The 23,180-nt window shown below is 67.5% G+C and carries 26 protein-coding genes and 4 tRNA genes; 8 read left to right on the forward strand and 22 right to left on the reverse strand.

Translation table 11 applies throughout. From position 1 onward, the window contains the following. Window positions 1–234 precede the first annotated feature (234 nt). Complete coding sequence (locus tag FB559_RS10130) at window positions 235–456, reverse strand: DUF7489 domain-containing protein (protein WP_141955378.1); 222 nt, start codon at window positions 454–456, stop codon at window positions 235–237. Window positions 457–622: 166 nt separating this feature from the next. On the opposite strand from FB559_RS10130, the gene FB559_RS10135 reads away from it, so the two are divergent. Further along, window positions 623–1,348 (forward strand): helix-turn-helix domain-containing protein, encoded by a 726-nt coding sequence (locus tag FB559_RS10135; RefSeq protein WP_141955379.1) that lies wholly within the window; start codon window positions 623–625, stop codon window positions 1,346–1,348. Here FB559_RS10135 and FB559_RS10140 read toward each other — a convergent pair. From FB559_RS10140 to FB559_RS45370, 10 genes are all read right to left on the reverse strand, one after another. Beyond that, window positions 1,288–1,680, reverse strand: a complete 393-nt coding sequence (locus FB559_RS10140) for a VOC family protein (protein WP_141955380.1) — start codon at window positions 1,678–1,680, stop codon at window positions 1,288–1,290. The genes FB559_RS10135 and FB559_RS10140 overlap by 61 nt on opposite strands. A 138-nt stretch (window positions 1,681–1,818) precedes the next feature. After that, window positions 1,819–2,355 carry a hypothetical protein gene (locus FB559_RS10145; RefSeq protein ID WP_141955381.1) on the reverse strand — a complete coding sequence of 179 codons (537 nt, stop codon included), beginning with the start codon at window positions 2,353–2,355 and terminating at the stop codon, window positions 1,819–1,821. Window positions 2,356–2,719: 364 nt separating this feature from the next. After that, window positions 2,720–3,385 (reverse strand): response regulator, encoded by a 666-nt coding sequence (locus FB559_RS10150; protein ID WP_141955382.1) that lies wholly within the window; start codon window positions 3,383–3,385, stop codon window positions 2,720–2,722. After that, window positions 3,382–4,572, reverse strand: coding sequence for a sensor histidine kinase (locus FB559_RS10155; protein WP_185792123.1), 1,191 nt, complete (start codon window positions 4,570–4,572; stop codon window positions 3,382–3,384). The genes FB559_RS10150 and FB559_RS10155 overlap by 4 nt, the downstream gene beginning before the upstream one ends. Before the next feature lie 32 nt (window positions 4,573–4,604). Then, window positions 4,605–5,336: a DUF1453 domain-containing protein gene (locus FB559_RS10160; protein WP_185792124.1), complete on the reverse strand. Its 732-nt coding sequence runs from the start codon at window positions 5,334–5,336 to the stop codon at window positions 4,605–4,607. 74 nt (window positions 5,337–5,410) lie between these two features. Then, on the reverse strand, window positions 5,411–5,728 hold the full coding sequence (locus tag FB559_RS10165; protein WP_141955384.1) for a hypothetical protein: 318 nt from the start codon (window positions 5,726–5,728) through the stop codon (window positions 5,411–5,413). An 804-nt stretch (window positions 5,729–6,532) separates the two neighbouring features. Further along, on the reverse strand, window positions 6,533–7,075 hold the full coding sequence (locus FB559_RS10170; protein ID WP_221639945.1) for a flavoprotein: 543 nt from the start codon (window positions 7,073–7,075) through the stop codon (window positions 6,533–6,535). 755 nt (window positions 7,076–7,830) lie between these two features. After that, the gene (locus FB559_RS44525; protein WP_221639946.1) at window positions 7,831–8,178 is read right to left on the reverse strand and encodes a cysteine dioxygenase family protein; all 348 of its coding nucleotides are present in this window, start codon (window positions 8,176–8,178) and stop codon (window positions 7,831–7,833) included. A gap of 72 nt (window positions 8,179–8,250) precedes the next feature. After that, window positions 8,251–8,430 (reverse strand): hypothetical protein, encoded by a 180-nt coding sequence (locus FB559_RS44530; protein ID WP_221639947.1) that lies wholly within the window; start codon window positions 8,428–8,430, stop codon window positions 8,251–8,253. A 14-nt stretch (window positions 8,431–8,444) separates the two neighbouring features. Further along, the gene (locus FB559_RS45370; RefSeq protein WP_246121494.1) at window positions 8,445–8,765 is read right to left on the reverse strand and encodes a dihydrofolate reductase family protein; all 321 of its coding nucleotides are present in this window, start codon (window positions 8,763–8,765) and stop codon (window positions 8,445–8,447) included. Between the two features lie 386 nt (window positions 8,766–9,151). Here FB559_RS45370 and FB559_RS10185 point away from each other — a divergent pair, with 386 nt between their 5' ends. Further along, complete coding sequence (locus FB559_RS10185) at window positions 9,152–10,021, forward strand: LysR family transcriptional regulator (RefSeq protein ID WP_141955386.1); 870 nt, start codon at window positions 9,152–9,154, stop codon at window positions 10,019–10,021. An 80-nt stretch (window positions 10,022–10,101) separates the two neighbouring features. On the opposite strand, the gene FB559_RS10190 is transcribed toward FB559_RS10185, so the two are convergent. The 3 genes from FB559_RS10190 to FB559_RS10200 form a co-directional block, all read right to left on the reverse strand. Beyond that, window positions 10,102–10,509, reverse strand: coding sequence for a hypothetical protein (locus tag FB559_RS10190; RefSeq protein WP_141955387.1), 408 nt, complete (start codon window positions 10,507–10,509; stop codon window positions 10,102–10,104). Between the two features lie 319 nt (window positions 10,510–10,828). After that, window positions 10,829–11,500: a response regulator gene (locus FB559_RS10195; protein WP_141955388.1), complete on the reverse strand. Its 672-nt coding sequence runs from the start codon at window positions 11,498–11,500 to the stop codon at window positions 10,829–10,831. Continuing rightward, entirely contained in the window at window positions 11,497–12,696 is a 1,200-nt protein-coding gene (locus FB559_RS10200; RefSeq protein WP_141955389.1) for a sensor histidine kinase, read from the reverse strand. The genes FB559_RS10195 and FB559_RS10200 overlap by 4 nt, the downstream gene beginning before the upstream one ends. A gap of 257 nt (window positions 12,697–12,953) precedes the next feature. Between FB559_RS10200 and FB559_RS10205 the strand changes: the two genes are divergently transcribed. Next, window positions 12,954–13,580, forward strand: coding sequence for a hypothetical protein (locus tag FB559_RS10205; protein ID WP_246121496.1), 627 nt, complete (start codon window positions 12,954–12,956; stop codon window positions 13,578–13,580). A gap of 660 nt (window positions 13,581–14,240) precedes the next feature. On the opposite strand, the gene FB559_RS10215 is transcribed toward FB559_RS10205, so the two are convergent. From FB559_RS10215 to FB559_RS10230, 4 genes are all read right to left on the reverse strand, one after another. Continuing rightward, a tRNA-Phe gene (locus tag FB559_RS10215) sits at window positions 14,241–14,314 on the reverse strand. A 24-nt stretch (window positions 14,315–14,338) separates the two neighbouring features. Then, window positions 14,339–14,413: transfer RNA gene (locus FB559_RS10220), tRNA-Asp, on the reverse strand. A gap of 27 nt (window positions 14,414–14,440) precedes the next feature. After that, a tRNA-Glu gene (locus FB559_RS10225) sits at window positions 14,441–14,513 on the reverse strand. Window positions 14,514–14,610: 97 nt separating this feature from the next. After that, on the reverse strand, window positions 14,611–16,110 hold the full coding sequence (locus tag FB559_RS10230) for a metallophosphoesterase family protein (protein WP_141961604.1): 1,500 nt from the start codon (window positions 16,108–16,110) through the stop codon (window positions 14,611–14,613). 89 nt (window positions 16,111–16,199) lie between these two features. Between FB559_RS10230 and FB559_RS10235 the strand changes: the two genes are divergently transcribed. Further along, entirely contained in the window at window positions 16,200–16,559 is a 360-nt protein-coding gene (locus FB559_RS10235; RefSeq protein WP_141955390.1) for a metallopeptidase family protein, read from the forward strand. A 110-nt stretch (window positions 16,560–16,669) separates the two neighbouring features. Next, window positions 16,670–17,938, forward strand: coding sequence for an MFS transporter (locus tag FB559_RS10240; RefSeq protein ID WP_141955391.1), 1,269 nt, complete (start codon window positions 16,670–16,672; stop codon window positions 17,936–17,938). Here the strand turns inward: FB559_RS10240 and FB559_RS10245 are convergent. Next, entirely contained in the window at window positions 17,935–18,219 is a 285-nt protein-coding gene (locus tag FB559_RS10245; RefSeq protein ID WP_141955392.1) for a PspC domain-containing protein, read from the reverse strand. The two genes, FB559_RS10240 and FB559_RS10245, sit on opposite strands and share 4 nt — an antisense overlap. Before the next feature lie 70 nt (window positions 18,220–18,289). Then, window positions 18,290–19,351 carry a protein-L-isoaspartate O-methyltransferase family protein gene (locus tag FB559_RS10250; RefSeq protein ID WP_185792125.1) on the reverse strand — a complete coding sequence of 354 codons (1,062 nt, stop codon included), beginning with the start codon at window positions 19,349–19,351 and terminating at the stop codon, window positions 18,290–18,292. 43 nt (window positions 19,352–19,394) lie between these two features. Here FB559_RS10250 and FB559_RS10255 point away from each other — a divergent pair, with 43 nt between their 5' ends. Further along, on the forward strand, window positions 19,395–20,546 hold the full coding sequence (locus tag FB559_RS10255) for an acyl-CoA dehydrogenase family protein (protein WP_141955394.1): 1,152 nt from the start codon (window positions 19,395–19,397) through the stop codon (window positions 20,544–20,546). Window positions 20,547–20,663: 117 nt separating this feature from the next. Further along, entirely contained in the window at window positions 20,664–21,065 is a 402-nt protein-coding gene (locus FB559_RS10260; RefSeq protein ID WP_141955395.1) for a DUF7144 family membrane protein, read from the forward strand. A gap of 310 nt (window positions 21,066–21,375) precedes the next feature. Here the strand turns inward: FB559_RS10260 and FB559_RS10265 are convergent, their stop codons facing one another. Beyond that, window positions 21,376–22,059: a GNAT family N-acetyltransferase gene (locus tag FB559_RS10265; RefSeq protein ID WP_246121498.1), complete on the reverse strand. Its 684-nt coding sequence runs from the start codon at window positions 22,057–22,059 to the stop codon at window positions 21,376–21,378. A 10-nt stretch (window positions 22,060–22,069) separates the two neighbouring features. Beyond that, window positions 22,070–22,441: a VOC family protein gene (locus FB559_RS10270; RefSeq protein ID WP_141955396.1), complete on the reverse strand. Its 372-nt coding sequence runs from the start codon at window positions 22,439–22,441 to the stop codon at window positions 22,070–22,072. A gap of 148 nt (window positions 22,442–22,589) precedes the next feature. On the opposite strand from FB559_RS10270, the gene FB559_RS10275 reads away from it, so the two are divergent. After that, window positions 22,590–22,665, forward strand: a tRNA-Lys gene (locus FB559_RS10275). The last annotated feature ends 515 nt before the right edge of the window (window positions 22,666–23,180 follow it).

Genomic DNA, 23,180 nt, shown 5'->3' on the forward strand with positions numbered 1-23,180 from the left:
CCTTCGAGAGTGGCACTCAGTGTCATAATCGCGCCCTGTTAGTGCCACTACGTGCCAACACTGTGGCATGCATCACTCATGCGATGCAAGGGCCGGTTACCCGACGGGAGCCCCAGAGGTCACCGACCCCGCACCGAGCTAGGCGTCCCTCTCTCGCGTCGCTGCTGTAGCCATCGAGCGAGTACCTCCATCCGTTCCGCAGGGCACGGCTTTGCGCAGACGTTTCGACCCGGTCTATTTCTTGACCGGATCGGATCCGGCCTGCTTGATGATCTGATCGCCGGGGCGAAGTGAGTCCCAGAAGGAACCGTTGACCCGGATCTTCTTGGACGTGCCGTCGGTGAAAGTGACGTCGAGATAGTGGTAGAGATTCGATCCGTCCGGCATTCTTCTGGATTTGCCGCTGACAACGCCTTCCCATGCTTCGCTCTTGCGTACCCGCCGCGACCTGAACATATGGATCCCCTTTTTTCATTGTGTCTCTTGAAAGGCTAAAGAGACACCGAGCCGGAGGCATCCGCCGCGTGTCGGGTCTTGCGGGTGCGACTTCAGGCTGAGGGCCTGGAGCGGACGCTACCAAGGTCGTAGGCCATCACGGTCAGCCTCGGCTAGGTTCTGTTTCGTGACGGGCTCGAGACGGTACGAGGAGCGCGCGGCGCCGGCCGCATGCGGGACGATCTGGCGCAGCGCTTTTGCCGGTGATGAGTCCGTGATCGTCCCGGATGGCTGCATGGACTTGCTGTGGACCGGTGAAGAGCTGTTGGTCGCGGGGGCCGATTCGCACGCTCGCGTCTTCGCGCCAGGCCAAGGCGGATGCATGATCGGACTGAGATTCTGGCCTGGAGTCCTGCCGCAGCTGCTGCGGACCGGGGCGGATCACCTGGTCGACAGCGTCGTACGCCTCGACTCGGTGATCGGGCTCGACGCTCGGCGATGGGAAACGCGACTGGCCGCCGCGGAACACTCGGCCCTTGCGTTGGTGGACCTCGCGGCCGGCGCCGTCGCCGACCTCCAGCTCGACCGGCGCCCCGTCTGCGTGGCCGCCGACCTGGGTTCGGGACTTCCCATCGTCCAGGTCGCCGAACGAACCGGCTACTCTCCCCGACAGCTGCAGCGGCTCGCCGGGCAGTGGTACGGCTACGGCGCCAAGCACCTGCAGCGCGTGCTACGACTGCGGAGGGCCGATCGCCTCGTGGCGGCCGGTCACACGCGTGCGGGGGCGGCCGCCACCGCCGGCTACTCCGATGCCTCGCATCTGTGGAGGGACAAGCAGGCGCTCGATGAGCCTCACCCCCGGGCCGCGAACAGATCGACGGGGTTGCCGTCGGGATCGGTGATGACGGCGTAGCGCTGGCCCCAGAACGCGTCCCACGGCTTTTTGGCGATGCCTGCTCCTGCCGCGACCATCCGATCGAACGTGGCATCCACGTTGTCGGGGGTACCGCAGTCGAATGCCAGCGCCATCGCGTGTCCGCCACTCGGCGGTCGCCAGCGTGGGTCGATCGCTGTGATCACCTCTCGGGTGTCGAGCATGACCTTGATGCCCGCACCGCTGAACTCGGAGTGCTGATCGGTCGGACCTCCGCCGCTCAGTCGAAGGCCGCACGATTCGTAGAAGGCGATGGCGGCCGACATGTCGTTCGTGACGATGGAGATGACCGCGAGGCTGGGATTCGTCATGCCTCACACGCTAGGCACCACCATCCCCATGTGGCATGAACGGATCGGACATGTTCCGACTGCCGGCACCGGTGTACCGGATCGCACACCATCCCGCTACCCGACCTCTGCGACGAGGCCCTCAAAGCACGCAGGGACTCATTCGACCGGCAGGGGGGCTTCGGCCGGCTCGGCGCGGGTCAGTGCCGCCCTGGCCTTGACCTGGAGGAGGGCGGTACGGGTGAGCATCATGATCACCGCCATGAAGATCAGTGCGTCGGTGAGCGCGTCCTGGGAGACGGAGTGGGTGGCCATCCATTCGCCCAGTTGCCGGCCGAAAACGTGCGCGCTGCCGTAGGAGAAGGCGATGCGTGCGCCGACCACGGAGATCCATGTCAGTGCATAACCGATCCCCGCGCGGGACTTCGCGCATCGGCGACCTTTGGCCACACCTTCAGACACGGGCATGAAGGTGCTGGCCAGCAGCCCCAGCAACAGTCCGGCGGCTGTGCCGGCGATTTCCAGCATCAGGCCGTACCCGCTCGTGGCGACTTGGGCGATGAAGATCGGCACGATGGCTGCGGAGGTGATTACCGGACGGAGTACGCGGAATTTGGTGACTTTCCGTAGGCCGAGATCGGATTCCAGCACGACGAAGAGTACGGCCAGATTCAAAATCCATACGTCCATGTCCATGGCTGCGGCCTTTCAGATTCGTGGCTTCGTTTGCTGTGGCCACAACTTAGGAATCCGGGTATCTGCCCCGCATCGGCTGACGAACCGAGATGAGGTGGAGGTCGTACGGGTCGAGGTCTCTCCACCCGATCTCCACTCGACCGATCTGCCAGGTCATGGGATTGACGCCGATGACGAGGTCACGCGTCCCGTACGCAGCGCTGTGCGTGGGTGATGGTCCCGCCACCGTGGAAAGTCACCCTGACGGTCGGGCCAACGACCAAATCCATTTATCCGCTTAGCGCGGTCAGCTCTTCTTCTTGATGAAAGCCATGCTATTGCCGAACCCGTACAGCCGGTAATGGCTGGAAGGCCTGCGCGGGGGTCACACTGAGCGTCCGTCTTCCTGTCTTCTCCCGGCAAGGGTGAGGGCGAGCCGTACGGCCTCGGCGCGAGAGTGCAGGTCGGCTTTGGCGAACAGATTGTTGATGTGCGTCTTCACCGTGGCTTCGGTGATGTACAGGCGCCGGGCGATCTCGTTGTTGCGCAGGCCCTGGCCGATGAGGTCGAGGATCTCCCGTTCGCGCGCGGTCAGCGGCACGGGCGTGGCCGGCTCGGGCGCGGGGGGACGGGTGGCGAGCGTGAGCAGCCGCGACTGCACGTCGGGGTCGAGGACCGCCTGCCCGGCGTGTGCGCCGCGCACGGCTTGAATGATCTTCGCCCGGTCCGAGTCCTTGGTGAGGTAGCCGCGGGCGCCGGCGCGCAGCGCGGCGAGGATCGACTCGTCGTCGGCAAATGTGGTCAACACGACGACCGGCAGACCGGGCCGGGCGGCGTGAATCAGGCCGGTGGCCTCGACCCCACCCATGACCGGCATGTGCAGGTCCATCAGTACGACCTCCGGGTCGTACTCGTCGACGGCGATGACCGCGTCTTCGCCGTTGGCGGCGGTGCCGACGACAACGATGTCCGGGTCGAGGTCGAGCATGACCGCGAGCGCGTCCCGTATCGCGGCCTGGTCGTCGACGACCAACAGCCGGATCGACGTCATCGCGGCAACTCCAATCGCACTACCCAGCCTGGGGTGACCGGTTCGACGGGACCGGCGTACAGCGTGCCCCCGAGCAGACTGGCACGTTCGCGCATCCCGATGAGACCCATCCCGCTGCCCGAGCGGTTCGGTTGGGCGCCGGGCTCGGCCGTGCCCGTGTCGGTGACGATGAGCCGGATCAGCCGGTCGTCGTAATCGAGCAGCAGGTTCACCTCGGCGCCGGGTGCGTGCCGATGTGCGTTGGTGATCGCCTCCTGCGCGGTACGGATGACGGCCTGGGCGGCCTCGACCCGTACCTCGCCGGGCTCACCCCGGACCTCGAATCCGGCCGTGCTTCCGCGCGCGATGTCAGCGATGGTCTCAGGAAGCGGCAACGTGTCCTCGCGCAGTGCGTGGATCGCGCGGCGGGTCTCCCCGATCCCTGATACCGCCAGGGCTCGTGCTCGCCGCACGGCCTCATTGGCGTCCAGGTCGCGGCCCTCGGCGTGCAGAGCGTCGGCCATATCCAGTTGCATGGCGACGCTGGACAAGGCGTGGCCGAGTACATCGTGGATCTCCCGTGCGATACGCCCCCGTTCCTCCAGCGCGGCCTCCCGAGCCTCGGACGCGGCCGCGCGCCGGCTCTGCCAGGCGGCGAGGTCGGAGGCGGCCAGCGCGTCGGCCCGTTCCCGGCGAGCGCGGCCGATGTAGACGGGCACGCCCACGGTGAGCGATACCCACCAGGGCGACTCGTGCGGCAGGTGCAGCACGGCGGTGGCGGCCCAGGTCGCAGCGGCCGCGACGGCGGTCCCGGCTCCGGCGATGGTGAACGCGGCCCGCCGCGAGGCCAGCTTCTCTCCAGCGGTGCCGGAGGCGAGGAACACCAACGCCGGAGCCGCCGTGTCCTTCGCCAGCGGGAACAACATCGCGCCGAGGGCCATGAACACCGACACCAGCGTTATCCGCATCCGGCCCGGCAGCCGACGCCAGGGCACGATGGACGTCGCGAGCCCCGCGGCAATCGCGGCCACCGCAAAGCCCCAGGCGAGCTGCCCCGGCGGGCGCTCGGCGAACTGGATCAGGCTGACCACCGAAACGGTCCCGATGGCGAACGGGCGGATCAGTTCGTCGGCGAACCGTGCCGATGTTCCCGGCGCGTCGTCCACGGGCACCCCAGCGGGGAGTGTGCCGTCAGACTCGACGTTCATCGCCGGACATCGTCCACCTATACCGGTCATGGTCATCCGTGATCGTGGTGCGGGTCGATGATCCGCACCTGGTCTTCGGGAGAGCCGCCGCTGTTCGGTCGCGGCCCATGGTACGGGGCGGAAGCGTTGCTGTTCGGCTGCCGGATGTCGAGGTCACGCACGTCCTCGATCAACGACGCGAGGCCACCGCGCCGGCGCGGACGGCGTGTCTGGGACCCGTCGGCGGTCTGCACCTTCTGCTGCAAACCGTCGAGCATGGAGGACATCGTGTGGGGTGTGTCGTTGCGACCCTTGGCCCACACGATCCGGCCGCTGGTGCGCATCGCCTTGGACAGCACGGCCAGCCCTTCCAGCACCATGCCGACACCGAGCGTGAACATCAGCCCACTGCTGCCGACATGCTCAGCCGTCGGGTCCACAAGGCCCAGCAGGACGCTCGCGCCGAACTTGACCCCGAGGTTGATCCCCCACAACACCACAGTCGTGGCCGTGTAGCGCAGGTAGACGATGCCATCCTTGTCGAACACGCGGATGCTCGCGCCGCGCAGCAGGCCCAGCACCAGACTGAGCACGGTGGTGCCGACCAGGAATCCGATGGAGGCAGGGGACTGCGTCACCTTGGTCAGATCGACGAGCCCGACTCCTGCGAGCACAGCGGGGAGCAGCAGCATGCGCTTGGCCTCGGCGGGCTCGCCGAGCAAACGGCGGGCCAGGATGTAGCCGACCGCACCGATGATCAGAATGACCTCGACGGGACCGCTCACCGATCCCACCTCCTCTACGGGTACGTCATCTGGGCGCCGCCAACGTTAGGAAGCAGGCGGCCCATCGTCGTGGGTCAGCCGCCGTACCTCGGGTGGACATCCGACTCCACCCGGCGCGAGTACGGTGACGTCTCATGCGACCTGGCCGTCTTCGTGGACGAGGCCGCCAAGCCGGTCTCGTGGATGACCTTGATGTAGGCATCGGTCCGGTCGGGCAGCGCTCGCTCCAGGACCGGCGGGTGCTGAAGTGGCCGGGTACTCGGCGAGGGCCTCGCACAGGTGTAGTGCGTGTGCGCCGTGCTACCCGCCGATGGCGCGATGCTGTGCGTCCCCGCGTTACGCGGTTCCTCCGCCGTCTCGATCGCCGCGCCCATGACGGTGATCGAGACCAACGAACGCCGCCAGGATCTACTCAGCGCGGTCGACGACTACGAACGGCAGATGTTCGAGGTACGACGCCGAGGCCGTGCGCAGCAGTCTCCAGAAGCTGCCCGCCTTCACCCCCGAAGCGAAACTGTCCTGAGGCCGAAATCCATTTTGTGCGATCGACCGGACCCGCCCGGTCGTGGACATACCGATCACGATGACGATCTACGCGCATGCCGCGCTCGATGAAAAAGGCGCTCAGGAAGCTGGGGATGCCCGCGGCTGAAAACGTTGGTGCCAAAGACCCCAGGCGAATTCGCTCCGGGGTCTTTGGCTGCTCATATGCGGTGGGCAGGGGCGGGGTCCAACCGCCGACCTTCCGCTTTTCAGAAGTGACATCACCCCAGCTCGCGGCACCCGACCCGAGGTCAGACGGTGGTCGACGTGTGCCCATGTGAGCTCCGCACGTCCGCTGATGCCCTCGGGAGGGTCATCCCCTTGGCCGTCGTCCCACCCTCTGGGAAGCGGGCCAGGCCCTATGGGCGGAGGTGGAGCTCCCCGCTGGAAGAACGACCTTCACCCATAGGGCCTGGTCTGCTTGGCTTCGCCTGGGGCGTCGGCCGAGGGGATGATCCGACTCCACCCGTACCCATCAGATCTGTTAACACCAAGAGCGGGCCATCCCCGGAGCCCAAGGCCCCCGCCGGCGGCGCATAGGCCCTCCGTCTTCCGACCTGTGGCGGATTTAATGTGTCCAAGACGATCTCTCGACGTCTGTTGACCTGCTGCCGAACGGGTCCGCCATCTGCGTCCATCCACGACATCCCGGCTCACTCTGATCCAGTTTTCGCGACGACAGCGTCGAGCGCGGCCTGCCAGGGAATCGGCGCCGTGTTGCCGCCGGTGACCGGATCATGCGCGGGGTAGCCGTCGGTTTCCCAGATGACCGTGACGCCCCATGAGCGGAGACGGGCGATGTTCTCTACGAACGCGGGGTGGGAGGTGTGCGCCCGGTTCGACGCCGGGATCGCCGCGATGGGCAGGCCGAGGCCGATGCCCTCCACCAGGATCCCGAGGGCGAGCGTGTCGCAGATTCCCGAACCCCATTTGTTGATGGTGTTCACCGTCGCGGGTGCGACGATCACCGCGTCCGCCGGCGGCAAAACGTCCGGCTCATCGGGATGCTTGTACTCACTGCGTACGGGATGACCCGTCAACACGGCGAGCTCGTCGACGTCGACGAACCGGCGCGCCATCGGAGTGGTCAGCACGCACGTGTCCCAGCCGCGCTCCTGAGCGAGCCGGACCAGCCGACCCACCTCACGGGCATGGGTGGTCGCGCACACGATCACGTAGAGCACGGGAGCGGTCATACCCGCCAGCATCGCGCATGGATTCGCCGACGGATTTGCAGAGGGTCGGCGAATCGGTGTCCATTCGCCCGCTGAGCTGCGCTCGCATCACGCGACAGGTCGCTGAGGCAAGGTCATCCCGCGTATATCCCGAGCTCGATCCCGTCGAGTCTGTTACTGCTGACCCAGGGCCGTACGATCCTGATCGTTCCTACGCCCGGGAGTGCCATTGGACGCCCTCGATTGGTCACGAATAACTGACGCGCGTGCCTATTCTTCGGAGCTCGCTCGGGCCGCGGTAGCCGCAATGCGCGATCCTCGGTCTGCCGAGCAGGCCGCGAGGGCGGTGGCGGATCTGCGGTACGCGGTCAGCAACGATCACGCAGGGACGCTGTATCCAGCTGCGGTACCTGCAACGACCCTGTTCCACGGACGTCCAGGGCTGATGGCTGACCTGCGATTCGCCCGTTACGCAGTGCAAGGTTGCTCATGTCGTGGTGGCTGGCGAGCTGGGCGGGCTGGGGCTTCTGGATAGGCGTACCGATCTCAACAGCAGGCGGGCTGGTGTGGGCGCTGGGAACGCGGTTGGTATGTGAGCAGTCGATCCGCTGGACAGGACCGGAACCGCAGCGGTCGTGCACCGCAGTCCCCTCCCCTGGGTCATCCCCTGCGCCGTCGTCCCGCCCTCCGGGAAGCGGGTCAGGCTCTACAATCGGATTAGTACCTCGCGCTCGCATACCTGGCGACCATGAGGAACTGGGGGAGCATGCCCGCCTTCAGGATCTCCCGGTTGCCCGTCCATTAGCTCCGGGATCTGGGGTGTCCCAGTCGGAGACGAACCGGGTGACCGCTCCGGTCGCCGGGTCGTACGAGCGCCGTTCGATGGCGCAGATGTCGGCTCCATAGACGTGGATCCCGACGGTGGGCACATCGCCGACGGCCGCGACGGCGTGGACGTCGTCGTCGGTCGTGCAGCACACGGTGACCTGGCCGGGCTCCCACACGTTCTCCCCGGCGGGCTTGAGAGGGCGGCCCGCATCGGCGGCCGTGGGCTTGTCGTAGCGGAACTCGTGTTCGGATCCCGAGTGGATTCCGGCCACGCCCCACGTCTCGTGTCCGTGCACGGGCGTGCGCTGACCGACGTTCCAGACGACTGCGGCCAGGCACCAGCCGTGGTCGGGAGCGATGTAGAGCGGTTAGTTGACGTGGTGATCGTTCGACGGCCGTGTGACCTCGGGTGGGAGCCGGTAGTCGCCCGCCAAGAGGGCGGACAGCAGGTCCGCGACCCGCTTGGTGATCTCGTGCTCGTCATCGGTGCTGCCGACCACGGACTCCACATCGTCGATGAAGGTCTGCAGGGCGCCATCGGGTCTCATGGTGATCTCCCTTGTCACGGCAGCACGCGATAGGTCAGGTGCGTGATCGGGCCTGCCGCTCGCGACTCCACCTGCTCGAGGTTCAGCGACGGAACGCCGTCGAACAGCCGCGTGCCGGCGCCGAGCGTGATCGGCATGATGCGCAGCCGCAGCTCGTCGATCAGGCCGGCGGCGAGGTACTGATTGATGGTGGTCGCTCCGCCGTGGATGGAGATGTTGCCGTCCCCTGCCGCCTCACGCGCCCGTTCGAACGCGGCCTTGATCCCGTCGGTGACGAAGTAGAAGGTGGTGCCGCCCTCCATCGGCTGCGGGTCGCGCGGGTAGTGCGTGAGCACGAAGACCGGGGCGTGGTACGGCGGGTTGTCCCCCCACCAGCCCTTCCCACTCGCCGCGCACCGGGCCGAACATGTTGCGGCCCATGATGAACGCCTTGGTCTCCGCCAGCCAGTCGGCCTGGAGCCGGGCCTCCTCCGGATCATCCATCCATGAGTGGAGCTTGGAGCCCCAGCCGTCGCCGCCGTCATGGCCGAACGGGCGCTCCTCGGTCTGGTTGAGCCCGGCAGAGTATCCGTCGACCGAAATCGAGAGATCACAGGTCACCTTGCCCGAACGTGTGGTCATCGCTCCGTCCTCTTCGCGGTGGGCATCGCTCAAGGATGGAGCAGGCAAGACATGACGTCTAATGACAATCCTGCGGGACTCACATCGATATTCTCGATTAATGCTCAACCTGGTCCACCTGAAGGTCCTGTCCGCTGTGGCCCGGCACGGCTCGGTGACCGAAGCGGCGAAGCACCTGCACTACTCCCAGTCCTCGGTGAGCCACCACCTGTCCCGCCTGGAGGCGGCCACCAGCGCCAAACTCGTTCAGCGGATCGGCCGCGGAATCCGGCTGACGCCCGAAGGCCACCTGCTGGCCAACCGCGCCGCCGAGATCCTCGGACGCGTCGACGCGGCGACCAACGAGCTGGCGGCACAGGTCGGCCTGCAGTCCGGCCGGGTCCGCCTGGCCGCCAACGCGTCCACGCTGAGCACGATCGTGCCGAAGGCGGCCGCCTCACTGACCGAGGCGTACCCGGGAATCGAGCTGAGCCTCTTCGACCGCCACCCCGTCGAAGCGCTGCAGATGCTGCGGCACGGCGAAATCGACGTCGCGCTCGTCTTCCGCCACGCCGACGACCCGGTCGAGGACGAGGGATTCCGCCTCGTTCACGTCGGCGATGACGCGATCTACCTCATCAGCCGGCAACCAGACGACAGCCTCGCCAACCACCGCCTCTCCTCCTGGATCGGCGGTTGCGACCGGTGCCAGGCCGAGCTGAACGCGATGTGCCGGCACGAGGGCTTCACCCCCCGCATCGGCTCGCACAGCGACGACATGGTCGTCGTGCAGACCCTCGTCGCCGCCGGCGCGGGCGTCACCACCCTGCCCGGCCATGCGCTGCAAGCCCACCGTCGCGAGGACATCCACGCCACCGACACCGGCTTCCGCCGACAGATCCACGCCGCGACCTACGGCGACCCACCCGACCCACCTGCCGTGGCCGCCGTCCTGACCGCCCTGACCGAGGCGGCCAACCCGCCTGAGTAGGGCCGCTCCGCTATGGCCTAGTGGCGCCCTCGGCGGGCGCCTTCCGTGGCCCGCTGCCGCTTCCTCCGGCGGCAACACAATTAGCCGCCGTAGCCGATCGCGGTCGCGATGTGCATCGCATCATGGAGATGGCCATCCCGGACCTTGCTCTTGCCGGAGTTGGGCAACATGATCGAAAACACGGCGTCGACGCGGTTGGCATCTTCCTCGCTCGCGAGGAAGGAGGTGCCGGCGAAGGAATGATCGAGCACCGCCACGCCGAACGCTTCCGGGTCGGAGGAGCTAGCGGCCATGAGTGCAGCGCGCTTCTCCTCCGGGGCAGCTGAAAGCTCGAAATCCATCGTGTCGGATCGCTGTAGCCGGATCCAATCCTCGCGGTGAAGACGGCGAAGACGGGTCGCTGCATCATCGGTTGCATCGATGATTTCTGTATCGATGAAGAACGGCAGCTTTGCCAGGTTCTTGTTAGCCGATGGGCGAAGTTGCACGTCTAAAGCCTAGTGACACCGTCTTACAGCCCATAGCCAATGGTCAGCTCGGGCACAGCGTCACAGGCGGGGGACGTTGCCGTCAAAAACGCCCCGGGCCGTATGGCTCCGGGGCGTCTTGGCTGTTCAGAGGCGGTGGGCAGGGGCGGGGTCGAACCGCCGACCTTCCGCTTTTCAGAAGTGACATCATCCCTGCTCGTGGCACCCGAGCCGAGGTCAGACGGTGCTCGACGTGTGCCCATGTGAGCCGTTGGAAGGGGACGTTGTCGTCAACGTTGTCGTCAGGTCTCGCGTTGCCAACGAGGTGCTGATGCCTTGTTCAGGGTGCGGGGGTGATCAGGCCGGTTTCGTAGGCGATGATGACCAGTTGGGCGCGGTCCCGGGCGTGGAGCTTGGCCAGCAGGCGGCCCACGTAGGTCTTCACGGTGGCGAGGCTGAGGTGCAGTTGTCCGGCGATGTCGGTGTTGGACAGGCCGCGGGCGATCAGCGTGAGGACCTGGCGTTCCCGCTCAGTGATGTGTTCCAGGTCGCGCGGTGGTGGAAGTCCGGGCTGGGGCTGGCGGACGAACTCGGCGATGAGGCGCCGGGTCACAGTAGGGGCCAGTAGGGCTTCTCCAGTCGCGACTATGCGGATGGCGTTGAGCAGATCGGCGGGCGGGGTGTCCTTGAGCAGGAATCCGGCGGCGCCGGCGCGCAGGGCCGAGAAGACGTAACCGTCCAGATCGAACATGGTGAGGATGAGGACCCGCACTCCCGCCGTCTCTGGAGCATGATTGATCTGGCGGGTGGCCTCGATGCCGTCTATGTCGGGCATGCGGACATCCATGAGGACGACATCAGGCAGGAGAGCGTGAGCGAGTTCGACGGTCTCGCGTCCGGTGGCGGCCTCGCCGACCACGGTAAGGCCGGTCGCCGTTTCGATGAGGGCGCGGAAGCTGCCGCGCAACAGGGCCTGGTCGTCGGCGACGAGCACCCTCACCGGGCTGGTCACCTGCCGCCACCCGCGTGGGAAGCCTGAGCAGGACGGTAGTGGAGAACCGCCGTCACGGCGAACCCGCCCTCGGGCCGGGGGCCGGCTGTGAGCCTCCCGCCGTACATGGCGACGCGTTCACGCATCCCGACCAACCCATGCCCGCCGGAGTCCAGCCGCGCGGAAGGGCGTTCGGGGCCGTCATCGATCACCTCGATGCTCACCTGATCAGAGGTCACGTTCAACGTGGCCAGGCATCGGGTGGGGGCGGCGTGTCTGACCACGTTAGTAAGAGCTTCCTGAACGATGCGGTAGATGGTGAGCTGCAACGCTTCCGGGAGATCCTGATGGTCGGGAACCGTGAGTTCGACCTCGACGCCTGAGGCCGCCGCGAGTTCGGCGAGTTCGGCGAGCCCGGTAAGGCCAGGTGGGGTGAGATCACTGCTGTTGTCGGTGTCCTGGCGCAAGACGTCGAGTAGGCGGCGCATCTCGGTGAGCGCGTCACGGCTCGTGGCCTCGATCACGCGCAGCGCGTCGCGAGCCTCGTCGGGCCGCGCTTCTGCAATGTGGTTGGCGACTCCGGCTTTGACCGCGATCAACCCCATGCCGTGAGTGACCACGTCGTGCAGCTCACGAGCGATTCGCAACCGCTCGTCGATGACGAGCTGACGGAGCCGTTGTGCCTCTAGGCATGCCGTGTCCCACCGGCGGCCTCGTATCAGATGCCCGATCAGCCAGGCACCGGTCAGCAACACCCAGGCGGCCGCCGTCCACCCGACCGCCGGCACCAGACCGAACCGAGGATGAATGATCTGGCCGATCCAGATGGCCGCCGTCGCAGCGGCCAGGCACCATCCCAGCGCACCGGCCGAGCGGCGTGCCGGCGACACCACCGTGACTGGATACAGCGTCAGCGCGGCCGCGAGGAACGGATCCCATAGGACACCAGACACCGCCGCAATGCCTGAGACGACCATCGCGCCCTGCAAGGCGCGTTGCGGGTAACGGCGGCGCATCGCCACGGCTGCGGCAAGAAGCACGGCGGCCCCACACGAGGTCAGGAACGGCAGCGTGAACCCCGGGCGATCCTTGAGCATGTTCCCGGCTACCATCACGCCGGCCAGCGCCAGCACTGCGGCCACTACGCCGTCGAGGACACGCAGGTGTCCTCGACCCAGACGGCGCATTTGCAGGGATTCAAAGCCGGATTCGTCCACGGGTCACACGCTAACCGCACAGGTCACCGACCGCATCGGACCAACGTGGATCACCCCTGGGGCCTACAGCGGCTCGCGGATCGGCTTGCTGTGTCCTCACTGGAGTGATCCGAAATGTCCATGCCGGGCCGATTCGCGGTGCAGTGCTTACCAGGCACGGTGTGGCCATGCCTTCACCACACGATGCCTACGTGTTCCCGGGCCGCTGGCTCGCCGGAGCCTCACTGCTCCTTGGTCCCGCGCTCCTGCTCGCTGGAGTGCTGCTACGGGTTCGCTTTCATTTCTTCTTCCCCGACCAGCTCGCCGCCTACGACGAGCACCCGACGTTGATGACCGTCTCCTACAGCGCCTTCGCCGCGGGCACCGTCGTGATGTGCCCGGCAGTCATCGCTCTGGCCACCCGCATCGGAGCCTTCCGGCCGACCTGGGCCGCGTTCGGCGGCACCCTCGCGTTGGTAGGGCTGTTCGCCCGCACCTTCCACGCCGGCATCGATCACCTGGCGTTCCAACTCGTCGACGTCCAGGGCCGGTCCGTGGCCACCACCGCCGTCGCCGATTCCTACCAGGGCTTCCACATCTTCCAGTACGCTTCTTTCGCGATCATGCTCGGCTGGATCGTGCTTGCCGCGGGCGCCTGGCGCACGGGCGTTCTGGGGCGGCCGAGTTGCCTCTGCCTGTCACTCACTTCGGCCCTTCCCCTAGGTGTGCTGAAAGGTACGACCCCCCTGTCGATCGTCGCCATCGTCGCGCTGTGCGTAGCGCTCGCACCCTTCGGACTCAAGATCCTTCTCGACGGTCCCCGCCCCACTCGCCGATCGGTGGCCCACCTCGCCGTTAGCATCGCGCTGGTCGTCATTCTCGGGGCCGTCTCTTCTCTAGGCTGACCAGCGCCGCCGGGATGCCCGCCCGGCACTCAGCGCCGCAAACATCCGGCGTGGCTTCCGTAACAACTGGGCGAACTCGGCTTCCCCCGAAGTCGGCACGGAATGGACCGACAACGGCGCCCGCCGCGAACAGCGCCAGCTCAAAGCACGTCCCGAAAGCAATGGCGCCGAGCTCCCACAGCAGACCACCGTTGACCAAGGTCCTGTGGCAGCACCTGACAATGTTCGACCTCGGTCCCAGAGGGACGCGTATTCGGCGGCGTACGCGGTGGCGAATTCGCGACGATCACCTACCGGCGCGCGTGGGACAACGCCCGTAAAGCCGACGCTGAGTACGCTTCACCCCTCGCCCGGCACGTCTACCACCTCCGCCACGCTGCGTCTCCCTATGGCTCAACGGAAGCGTCCCCTACCCAGGTCGCAGAATGAGCAGAACACGGCGTCTCCGTCCTGCTCAAGGTCTGCGCCAGGTGCATCGAGGGTCAATACGAGATTGCCAAGCGCCGCGTCGAGGCAGCTCTCCGGGGCTGAAACGTGGGCACGTATTGGGCACAGCCGCCCACCGCCACCCGTTGACGGCCGAACACAACCGGACACATAGCGAACAGCGCCCAACCTCGTTCACGGAGGTCAGACGCTGTTTCCAATGATCTTGGGCGGTGGGCAGGGGCGGGGTCGAACCGCCGACCTTCCGCTTTTCAGGCGGACGCTCGTACCGACTGAGCTACCTGCCCGCGCGGCGCCCGAAGGCGCCTCAGCGGTCCTGACGGGATTTGAACCCGCGGCCTCCACCTTGACAGGGTGGCGAGCACTCCTAGCTGCTCCACAGGACCTTGCAACTGCTACCCCGAAGGGTATCGTGCCCCCAACGGGATTCGAACCCGCGCTGCCGCCTTGAAAGGGCGGAGTCCTAGGCCGCTAGACGATGGGGACCTGACGGCGGTGGCCGCCGTTTTGCCCTTGCCGCCTGCCGTCGGGGACTCCGCAAGCATAGGGGACAACCGCCCCAACCACCAAAGTGATTCCCCCGCTAACGCGGTCGGCCGGCCTCGCTCGACGGCGCCGCCGGCGATACGGACGGGGGAAGCGGCGTACCTGACGGCGTTTGGGCAGGTGACGGCGCTATGGGGCGGTCGGGCTTCGGTTCCAGGGTTCGTTCGATCTGGGCCGACGTCAATCCCAGGCCGCCCAGGCGGATGTCGTCCCAGCCCTGGAGGCGGTGGCTGGTGCGGTTGAAGTAGAGCACCGACATCTCGAACGGGGTCGGTTCCTCGTGTTCCAGGCCGCGCATCCCGGCGCCGCCGGTGGAGCCCTGGATGAACAGCCGGGTGCCCGACGGCAGGAGACGTGTGGAGCGCCGGTGCATGTGGCCGCTCAGGACGAGTGGCGCGGTGCCGTCGAACGCCTGGCCCTCGGCCGGGTCGTGGACGAGTACGACGTCCGGCGCGTCGTGGGAGGCGACCATCTGGGCCGCGGCGCCCTGGCCGATCGCGAGCATCTCACGGGCGTCCACGTCGTCGCCGCGGGTGGTCTTGTCCGGGGTGAAGCGCGGATCGCCGATGCCGAAGATCCGCAGGCCGGCGACGTCCTTGACCTGGTTGTCGAGCACCACCGCGTTCTTCTGGCGGCGTACCGACGCTTCGGTGTCGCCGGAGTCGTGGTTGCCGCGGATGAACACGTACGGAACCTTGATCTTTGAGATGTCGTTCGCGAACTTCTCCTCCGCCGACGAGCCGTGGTCGGTCAGGTCGCCGGTGTCGATCACCATCTGGACGTTGAACTGCTTGGTCACCTGACGGATGACGCTCCAGGCCACCGGGTTCAGGTGGATGTCGGACACGTGCAGCACCCGGATGGTCGTCGGGTCCGGCTCGTACGTCGGCAGCGTGGACGTCACGTCGTAGAGGCGCGAGACGTTGCCGATCAGCTGGGCCAGCTGGGCGCGATAGGCCCCAAAGCGGGACACGATGGACTTCGCGTCACCGACGACCTGCGGGGCGCTGGCGAGGATTCCGGTGAAGCGCGGCTCCGCGACCGACTGCGGGTTGAACGTCACCGCCCCCAGTACGCCGACGGCCAGCAGGCCGTTGAACGCCGCGAGCATCGACCACAGGGACCGCTTCCACGTACGGAACACCACGAAACCGGCGAGACCGGCACACAGCAGCGCCGCCGCCACCGCTTTGGCGATCATGACGATGAACCCGTGCCGGATGTCGGCCCCCACCGTCTGCGAGAGGTGGTCGACGGCGGCCGGGTCCTCTATGAGCTTGCGAGCGGGTTCGGGGCGGATCCGGGTGACCTGTGCGTCGATGCGTACGGGACCGGCGTGGCTGTCCAGGCGGAGCGTGCCCAGCGGCGGGATGTCGATGACGGTGCCGCCGGAAAGGGACGGGCGGAGGGAGAACGTCACATCGGCCGGCCCGATGTCGGTCTTGGCGTTTCCGCCGTACAGCATGCCCAGCCAGCCGGCCATCAGCCCGACGGCGATGATGGCCCCGATACGTGCGGGCAACCGGACACGCCGCATGCCGGTGAACCGGAGTATTTCTGATTTTGCTCGGGTCAACACGTTGGTACCTATGCTCGCTTCCGCCGCTCTCCACGCACAATGACAGGGTGATCGAGATGAGCCGTGGAGAGTTCGAGGACCTTGTCGGTGAGGCGCTGGACACGATCCCACCTCGGCTCACCCGAGTCATGAAGAACGTCGTCATCGTGGTCGAGGACGACGCTCCACCGCAGGTCACCGCGCAAGGCGGCACACTCCTCGGGCTGTACGAAGGAGTGCCGCTGACCGCGCGCGGAGACACTTACGCGGGCTATCTGCCCGACCGTATAACGATCTTCCGGCGGCCGCTTCTCGCCATCAGTGAGACCCGCGATGACCTGGTACGAGAGGTGCGTGTCACTGTCGTCCATGAGATCGCCCACCATTTCGGTATCGACGACGAGCGGTTGCACGAACTCGGCTGGTGATCTGATCAGGCACAATGGGTCACGCTCCAACGACGGAGCGTGAGATAATCCTCTGAGACCACCCGGTCACGGAAAGCGACCAGGGCGGCGGCCGCAGTAGAGGAGCGCGCGTGGGCGGACGACATCGACGGCCGTTGGATCGGCAGGCCACTTATGGCGAAGTGTTCGGTGTCGGTGAGTTCCGTTCCCTCTGGCTGGCCCAGGCGTTGTCCTACATCGGCGACCAGTTCGCCCAGGTCGCTCTCGCCGTACTCGTCTACAACAACACCCACTCGCCGCTGAAGACCGCCGTCGCGTACGCCCTCACCTACCTGCCGCCGATCATGGGCGGCCCGGTCCTGTCGGTGCTCGCCGACCTCATCCCCCGGCGGCGGGTCATGATCGTCTGTGACCTGGCACGCGCCGGCGTCCTGGCGCTGATGGCCGTCCACCACATGCCGTTCCCGATGCTGTGTGTGCTGATCTTCTTCAGTGTGCTGCTGGGCACGCCGTTCACCGCGGCGCGCGCCGCCCTGCTGTCCGAAGTGCTGCCCGGTGACATGTACGTCGTCGGGTCGGCGATCAACAACATCACCCACCAGTTCACGCAGATGCTGGGGTTCCTCGCGGGCAGTGCGGTGATCTTCGCGGTGGGCACACACGAGGCGCTGGCCATCGACGCCGTGACCTTCGTGCTGTCCGCGATCATCGTGGTGGCCGGGGTACGGCGGCGTCCGGCGCCCCGGCGCGAGGGCCGGGCCCGGGAGTCGCTGTGGCAGATCTCGCGCCGTGGCGGCCGCTTCGTGCTCGGCGACCGTACGCTGCGGCCCCTCGTCTGCTTCGCCTGGCTGTGCGGGTTCTACGTGCTGCCCGAGGGGCTGGCCGTCCCGTACGCGAAGACGTTCGGGGACAGCCCCTTCATCGTCGGGCTGCTCATGTCGGCGATGCCGACGGGGATGGTCGTGGGGGCGTTCGCGTACAGCCGGTTCGTCCGGCCGGACAACCGGCTGCGCCTGATGGGCTGGATGGCGATGCTGGCGTGCGCGCCGTTGATCGGTTCGGGGCTGCGGCCACCGCTGTGGGCGGTGGTCGCGTTGTGGGCACTGTCCGGCGTGGGCTGCGCCTACCAGGTGGCGGCGAACGCCGCGTTCGTGGCCGCGGTGCCCCCGTCCGGCCGGGGGCAGGCGTTCGGGCTGGCCCAGTCGGGCATTCTCGCCAGCCAGGGGATCGGCATTCTCGCGGGTGGCGCGCTGGCCCAGGTGCTCGGCCCCGAGCCGGTCGTCGCCCTGGCCGGCGTGGCGGGGCTGACCGTGGCGACGATGCTCGCGATGTCGTGGACGCAGGTCCGGACCGAGGTGATCGCCTCGACCCACGACCGCGCGATCAGTGCCGCCGCCTAGACGGAGTCGTTGCGGTGGGTCTGCTTGTTGATGAGCTCCTGGGCGATCGAGACGTCCTTGCCCTCTTCCGGGATGATCAGCGCCGCGGCGACGTACAGCAGGATGCCCGCGCCGCTGGTGAGCACGGTCAGGATGGCGGCCGCGAGCCGTACGAGGGTCGGGTCGACGCCGAAGTAGGCGGCGGTGCCGGAGCAGACGCCAGTGATCATGCGTCCGGAGCGGGTGCGGGTGAGTCGGTGGGGCTGGGTGTCGGTGGGCTCGTTCATCGCGTCTTCGTTCATGTCTCGATCGTGCCCGCCGGGCGCGCTCACCGCCATGGGGGCTTGCCCTGACCCATCCCTGAGAGATCCCCTATGGCCCCTCGGACACATCGACGACGCAGGACGGCCGTACGAACCGCCAGCCCTGAGACGGCGGGGGTGGCGCGCCGAAGGTGGCGGTGACCCGCAGCCGCGAACGGTCGAGCGGCCGCGCGGTGCTCAGCCCGTAGATGAGACGGTCGCGGGCGGTGGGTGAGCCGTACGTCAGCATGCGCTCGTTGTCGATCACCACGACGCTCTCCGGGTCGTACAGACCAGGACGTAGTCCCCCGGACAGGTCGGAGACCGCGAGCGTACGGGGCTCGTCGAGCGCCAACCGGGCGAACACCGCCGGATCGACCACCGGTGACCGTTCCTCGCGTGGTGCGCGCCTCAGCAGCTCGCGCAGCGGCGCGGCGTGCGACGCGTCGTCGAGGACGACGAAGTCTCCCCCGCCCACCGCGATGAACCCCTCCGGGCCGCTGTGCGCCCCACGTAGCCGCTGGAACCCGCAGTCGCGCACGCTCTCCCCGCGCAGCACGTCGCCGTCGCGGCGGAACGCCACGGACACCTGCACCCCGACCCGCAGCCAGAGCGGGAGGACGAGCAGGCCGCCCTCGGCGAGCTGGTCACGCCAGGACGCCGAGATGTCGGAGGTGCCGATGGTCAGCTCGATCCGGTCGTACGGCGCGTGGTCCGGCGCGCCGAGCCAGCCGTCGCCGGTGCGCACCTCGACGTTCGGCACGCCGACCAGCCGGTCACGCGCCGCATGCGCGACGTCCTCGTCGATGTCGACGGTGATGACGCGTTCGGCGAGCCGCCCGAGCAGCGCGGCGTTGTACCCGGTGCCGGCGCCGATCTCGAGCACCGAGTGACCGCGTTCGAGCCGCAGCTGTTCGAGCATGATCGCGACGATCGCGGGCTGGCTGGCCGAGCTGATCGCCACACCCGCTTCGTCCCACTTTGTGACTAGGACCTTGTCGGCGTACGCCTCGTCGCGCCGGTCCTCGGGCACGAAGAGCTCGCGCGGGACCTCGGCCATCGCTCCGGCCACCCGGTCATCGGTGAGGACGCCTTTGTCGATCAGCAGCCGGACCAGGTCACGGGGGGCCATACGCCCAACGTACGCTGTGGTCCGAACCCTCTGGGAGGTCTTGATGGATCTGCTGCGCATCGACGACCAGTTCACCGACGAGGAGCGGCTGGTACGCGACACGGCCCGCCGGTTCGCGGCCGAGCGGATCGAGCCGCATGTGGCCGACTGGTTCGAGGCGGGCACGTTCCCCGTCCGTGACCTCGCGCCGGCGCTGGGCGAGCTCGGCCTCCTGGGCATGCACCTGAGCGGGTACGGCTGCCCGGGCGCGGGGGCGGTCGCGTACGGGATCGCCTGCCGCGAGCTGGAGGCCGCCGACTCCGGGGTCCGCAGCTTCATGTCCGTACAGGGCTCTCTCGCCATGACCGCGATCCACAAGTACGGCTCCGAGGAGCAAAAGCAGGAGTGGCTGCCGCGGATGGCGGCCGGCCAAGCGCTGGGCTGCTTCGGCCTGACCGAGCCCGACCACGGGTCGGACCCGGCGAACATGAACACCCGCGCCAAGCGCGAGGGCTCCGACTGGGTGCTCAACGGCTCGAAGATGTGGATCACGAACGGCTCGGTCGCGGACGTCGCCGTCGTCTGGGCGCGTACGGACGAGGGGGTCCGCGGCTTCCTGGTCCCACGCGAGACGCGGGGGTTCACCTCGCGTGACATCCACAAGAAGCTGTCCCTGCGGGCGTCGGTGACGTCGGAGCTCTCACTGGACGACGTCCGCGTGCCCGCCGAGGCGATGCTGCCCGACGCCGCGGGGCTCAGGGGGCCGCTGGGCTGCCTGTCGGAGGCGCGGTACGGGATCATCTGGGGCGCCATCGGAGCGGGGCGTACGTGTTACGAGGCGGCCGTGGAGTACGCCAAGACGCGTGAGCAGTTCGGCAAGCCGATCGGGGCGTTCCAGCTCACCCAGGAGAAGCTCGCGTGGATGGAGATCGCGCTGGGTCAGGCGGGCCTGGTCGCGCTGCACATCGGGCGGCTGAAGGAGGCCGGTGAGGCCACGCCGCAGCAGGTGTCGTTCGGCAAGCTCACCAACGTACGCGCGGCGCTCGACGTCGCGCGCTCGGCCCGTTCGGTCCTGGGCGCGAACGGCGTCACGCTGGAGTACCCCGTGATCCGGCACATGACGAACCTGGAGTCGGTGCTGACGTACGAGGGGACGCAGGAGATTCACACTCTGGTGCTCGGCCAGGCCATCACCGGCATTTCCGCATACCGCTGACAAAGCGCACGCCTAGGTTTCGGTATATGCGCGGTGTGTCGTGTTTCGTGCGTACGACCTCGCGGGGATGTTCCCGGCATTCGGCTGCGTTCGCCTGCGTTCGGGGAGGTCGGAAGCATGACGGCATCGCGCATTTCGAACACCACCGGCTGGTTGTCCTTCGCGGGGGTCGTGGCCTTCGTGGTCGGTGTGTTCAACGTGATGGACGGCTTGGTCGCGCTGTTCAGGAACGACTACTACCAGGTGACATCGCAGGACATCCTGGTGTTCAACTTCACCGCCTGGGGCTGGATCTGGCTGATCCTCGGGCTCGCTCAGATCGCCATCGGCGCGGGCCTCCTCGCAGAGCAGTCATGGGCCCGTACGGCGGGCGTGGCCATGGCCGTGCTCGTGGCCATCGGGCAACTGGCCTTCCTGCGGGCGTTCCCCGTGTGGTCGGTACTCGTGATCGCCATGTGCGTGCTGCTCGTGTACGCGCTGACGGCCCATCCCCGTACGCGGGCGTATCCGGAGGCCTAGGGTCTGTCTCGTAGTCATGCTGTTGCCGCGTGGTGCCGCCTGAGCGGCGCCTGGGCAGGTGCCGCCGGGTCGGCGCCCACCCGGGGTTATCCACAGAACCCCGCTCTACTTCCGCCCGCCGCTGTTCCCGCTGGACAATGAAAGTGGGATGGCACCCCCGGGCGGGTGGGCTCCAGGTGGGTGGGCCCCAGGTGGGTGGGCCCCGGACCGGGTGGGCTCCACGACCGATGGGCTCCACGACCGGCGGGCCCCACGACGGGGCGCGGCCCAGACCAGGCGGGGGGCCAGACCCAGGACTTCGAGACAGGCTTTAGTCCGACCCCGCGACGGTGCTGCGGCGCTCGATCAGGACGACGTCGCGCCAGCTCCCGTGATGACGGCCGACGCGCTTACGCGTACCGACGACCCGGAACCCGGCGCGCTCGTGCAGGCGGAGGCTGGCGGTGTTCTCCGGGAAGACCCCGGACTGCACGGTCCAGATGCCGGCCGACTCGGTCGAACCGATGAGCGCGTGCAGGAGCGCGCCGCCGATCCCCCGCCCGTGCGCGGCCGGGTCGACGTAGACCGAGTGCTCGACGACGCCGGCGTAGGCGCAGCGGCTGGACGTGGGGATGGCCGCGACCCAGCCGAGCAGGTCACCGGTGTCGGACTCCGCGACGTGGCGATGGAGCGGGAGCTTGGCCCGGTCGAACTCCTCCCAGGTGGGAACCTCGGTCTCGAAGCTCGCCTGGCCACCGTCGATGCCCGCCTGGTAGATGGCGAGCACACGGCCGGCGTCCGCCTCCCGCATGGGCCGGATCGTGACGCCGTCGGGTGCCGGGGGCTTGACCGCCCGTACGGTGCCGTTCACCGCGGTGACCTCGATGAACCCGGCGGCGAGGAGTCTGTCTCGGCAGTCGCCGGTGTCCTCCTCGACCTCGATGCTGCCGCCGGGCCGGAGCGTACGGAACGCGGTGACCGGGTCGCTCTCGTGCGCCGCTCTGCTGTCGCTCATCATGGTTCTCTCAGTACTGGGTGGCGGCGTCGACGAGGCAGAAGGGGTGCCCGGCGGGATCGAAGAACACTCGAAACCGCCGCCCGCCCGGCTGATGCTCGGCAACGGTCGCCCCGAGCCGCTGAAGCTCCTCCTCGGCCCGCTCGAGATCGTCCACCCGGAAGTCGAGGTGAACCCTGCGCGGGGAGTCTTCATCCGGCCAGCTCGTCGCCGGGTTGGCCACGCGCTGGAAGTCGATCCTCACCGCGCCGCCACTCAACGTGACGAAGTCGTCGTTGGACGAGGCGACCTCCCCACCGGCGAGCGCCTGGTAGAAACGTGCGAGCCCGAACGGGTCCGGACAGTCGACGGTGACCGCGAACAACTGCGCGAGAGCGGGCATCGGGCCTCCTCGTTAGGGTGGACAGAGGGACCATGATGGCGGGCGACGAGGTGCCGATGCCTCCCGCCTCCGACGGGGCCCGGACAAAGGCCGCCGCATCACACTCAGGATCACGACGGCCCGCCCCCTCCGGTACCCTCGTGCCAGCGGGGCGTTAGCTCAATTGGCAGAGCTGTGGACTTTTAATCCATAGGTTCCGGGTTCGAGTCCCGGACGCCCTACCACTCATCTCGCCGCTGACCTGCAGTTTCCCGGGACGACCGGTCGCGGCGATGATCGTCCCGGGCCGATGTTTGCTCGATGTTTGCTCGTTTGTCGCGATCTTGTCGGCGGGCACCGCCTCCGCGCACCAGCCCCCGTCACGATATGTAATCGTCGGCATCAGGGCAGCTCCGAGCGATCGCTGCATTTCACCTGGTTATCTCAGACGACTGTTCGACACTTGTGGACCAGGCACACGACGGTGCAATGCCGCCGGATCACGGTCGCGAAGTCGATCAGCTCACCGGGTCGTGCAGTGAACGTCGTCGGCCGCGGAACTGTGAGCCCGATGACCGTTGTAGCCGCTTGCAAGCAGGTTCCGAGCCTGCGGTTGTCTAGGTACTGGTCGCGTCGCGTCGCGGTGATGCTCTGGAGATGGACGTGACTGGATCTTCGCGAGGAGGAAGACGGCGGCCGGACGTTCGGCGTTGGCCGAACTCGATCTTCATGGTCCGTACCATCACGGATCAGTTTGTCG

The sequence above is a fragment of the Actinoallomurus bryophytorum genome (assembly GCF_006716425.1).
GTDB lineage: Bacteria > Actinomycetota > Actinomycetes > Streptosporangiales > Streptosporangiaceae > Actinoallomurus > Actinoallomurus bryophytorum.

Excerpts from the sequence above, each read along its gene's own strand:
- FB559_RS10265 (WP_246121498.1), bottom strand. The coding sequence starts at position 22,059 with ATGAGCGACAGCAGAGCGGCGCACGAGAGCGACCCGGTCACCGCGTTC.
- FB559_RS10230 (WP_141961604.1), bottom strand. The coding sequence starts at position 16,110 with ATGCGGCGTGTCCGGTTGCCCGCACGTATCGGGGCCATCATCGCCGTC.
- FB559_RS10170 (WP_221639945.1), bottom strand. The coding sequence starts at position 7,075 with ATGACCGCTCCCGTGCTCTACGTGATCGTGTGCGCGACCACCCATGCC.
- FB559_RS10245 (WP_141955392.1), bottom strand. The coding sequence starts at position 18,219 with ATGAACGAAGACGCGATGAACGAGCCCACCGACACCCAGCCCCACCGA.
- FB559_RS10260 (WP_141955395.1), top strand. The coding sequence starts at position 20,664 with ATGACGGCATCGCGCATTTCGAACACCACCGGCTGGTTGTCCTTCGCG.
- FB559_RS10155 (WP_185792123.1), bottom strand. The coding sequence starts at position 4,572 with ATGAACGTCGAGTCTGACGGCACACTCCCCGCTGGGGTGCCCGTGGAC.
- FB559_RS10150 (WP_141955382.1), bottom strand. The coding sequence starts at position 3,385 with ATGACGTCGATCCGGCTGTTGGTCGTCGACGACCAGGCCGCGATACGG.
- FB559_RS10185 (WP_141955386.1), top strand. The coding sequence starts at position 9,152 with ATGCTCAACCTGGTCCACCTGAAGGTCCTGTCCGCTGTGGCCCGGCAC.
- FB559_RS10270 (WP_141955396.1), bottom strand. The coding sequence starts at position 22,441 with ATGCCCGCTCTCGCGCAGTTGTTCGCGGTCACCGTCGACTGTCCGGAC.
- FB559_RS44530 (WP_221639947.1), bottom strand. The coding sequence starts at position 8,430 with ATGAGACCCGATGGCGCCCTGCAGACCTTCATCGACGATGTGGAGTCC.
- FB559_RS10145 (WP_141955381.1), bottom strand. The coding sequence starts at position 2,355 with ATGGACATGGACGTATGGATTTTGAATCTGGCCGTACTCTTCGTCGTG.
- FB559_RS10250 (WP_185792125.1), bottom strand. The coding sequence starts at position 19,351 with ATGGCCCCCCGTGACCTGGTCCGGCTGCTGATCGACAAAGGCGTCCTC.
- FB559_RS10140 (WP_141955380.1), bottom strand. The coding sequence starts at position 1,680 with ATGACGAATCCCAGCCTCGCGGTCATCTCCATCGTCACGAACGACATG.
- FB559_RS10130 (WP_141955378.1), bottom strand. The coding sequence starts at position 456 with ATGTTCAGGTCGCGGCGGGTACGCAAGAGCGAAGCATGGGAAGGCGTT.
- FB559_RS10255 (WP_141955394.1), top strand. The coding sequence starts at position 19,395 with ATGGATCTGCTGCGCATCGACGACCAGTTCACCGACGAGGAGCGGCTG.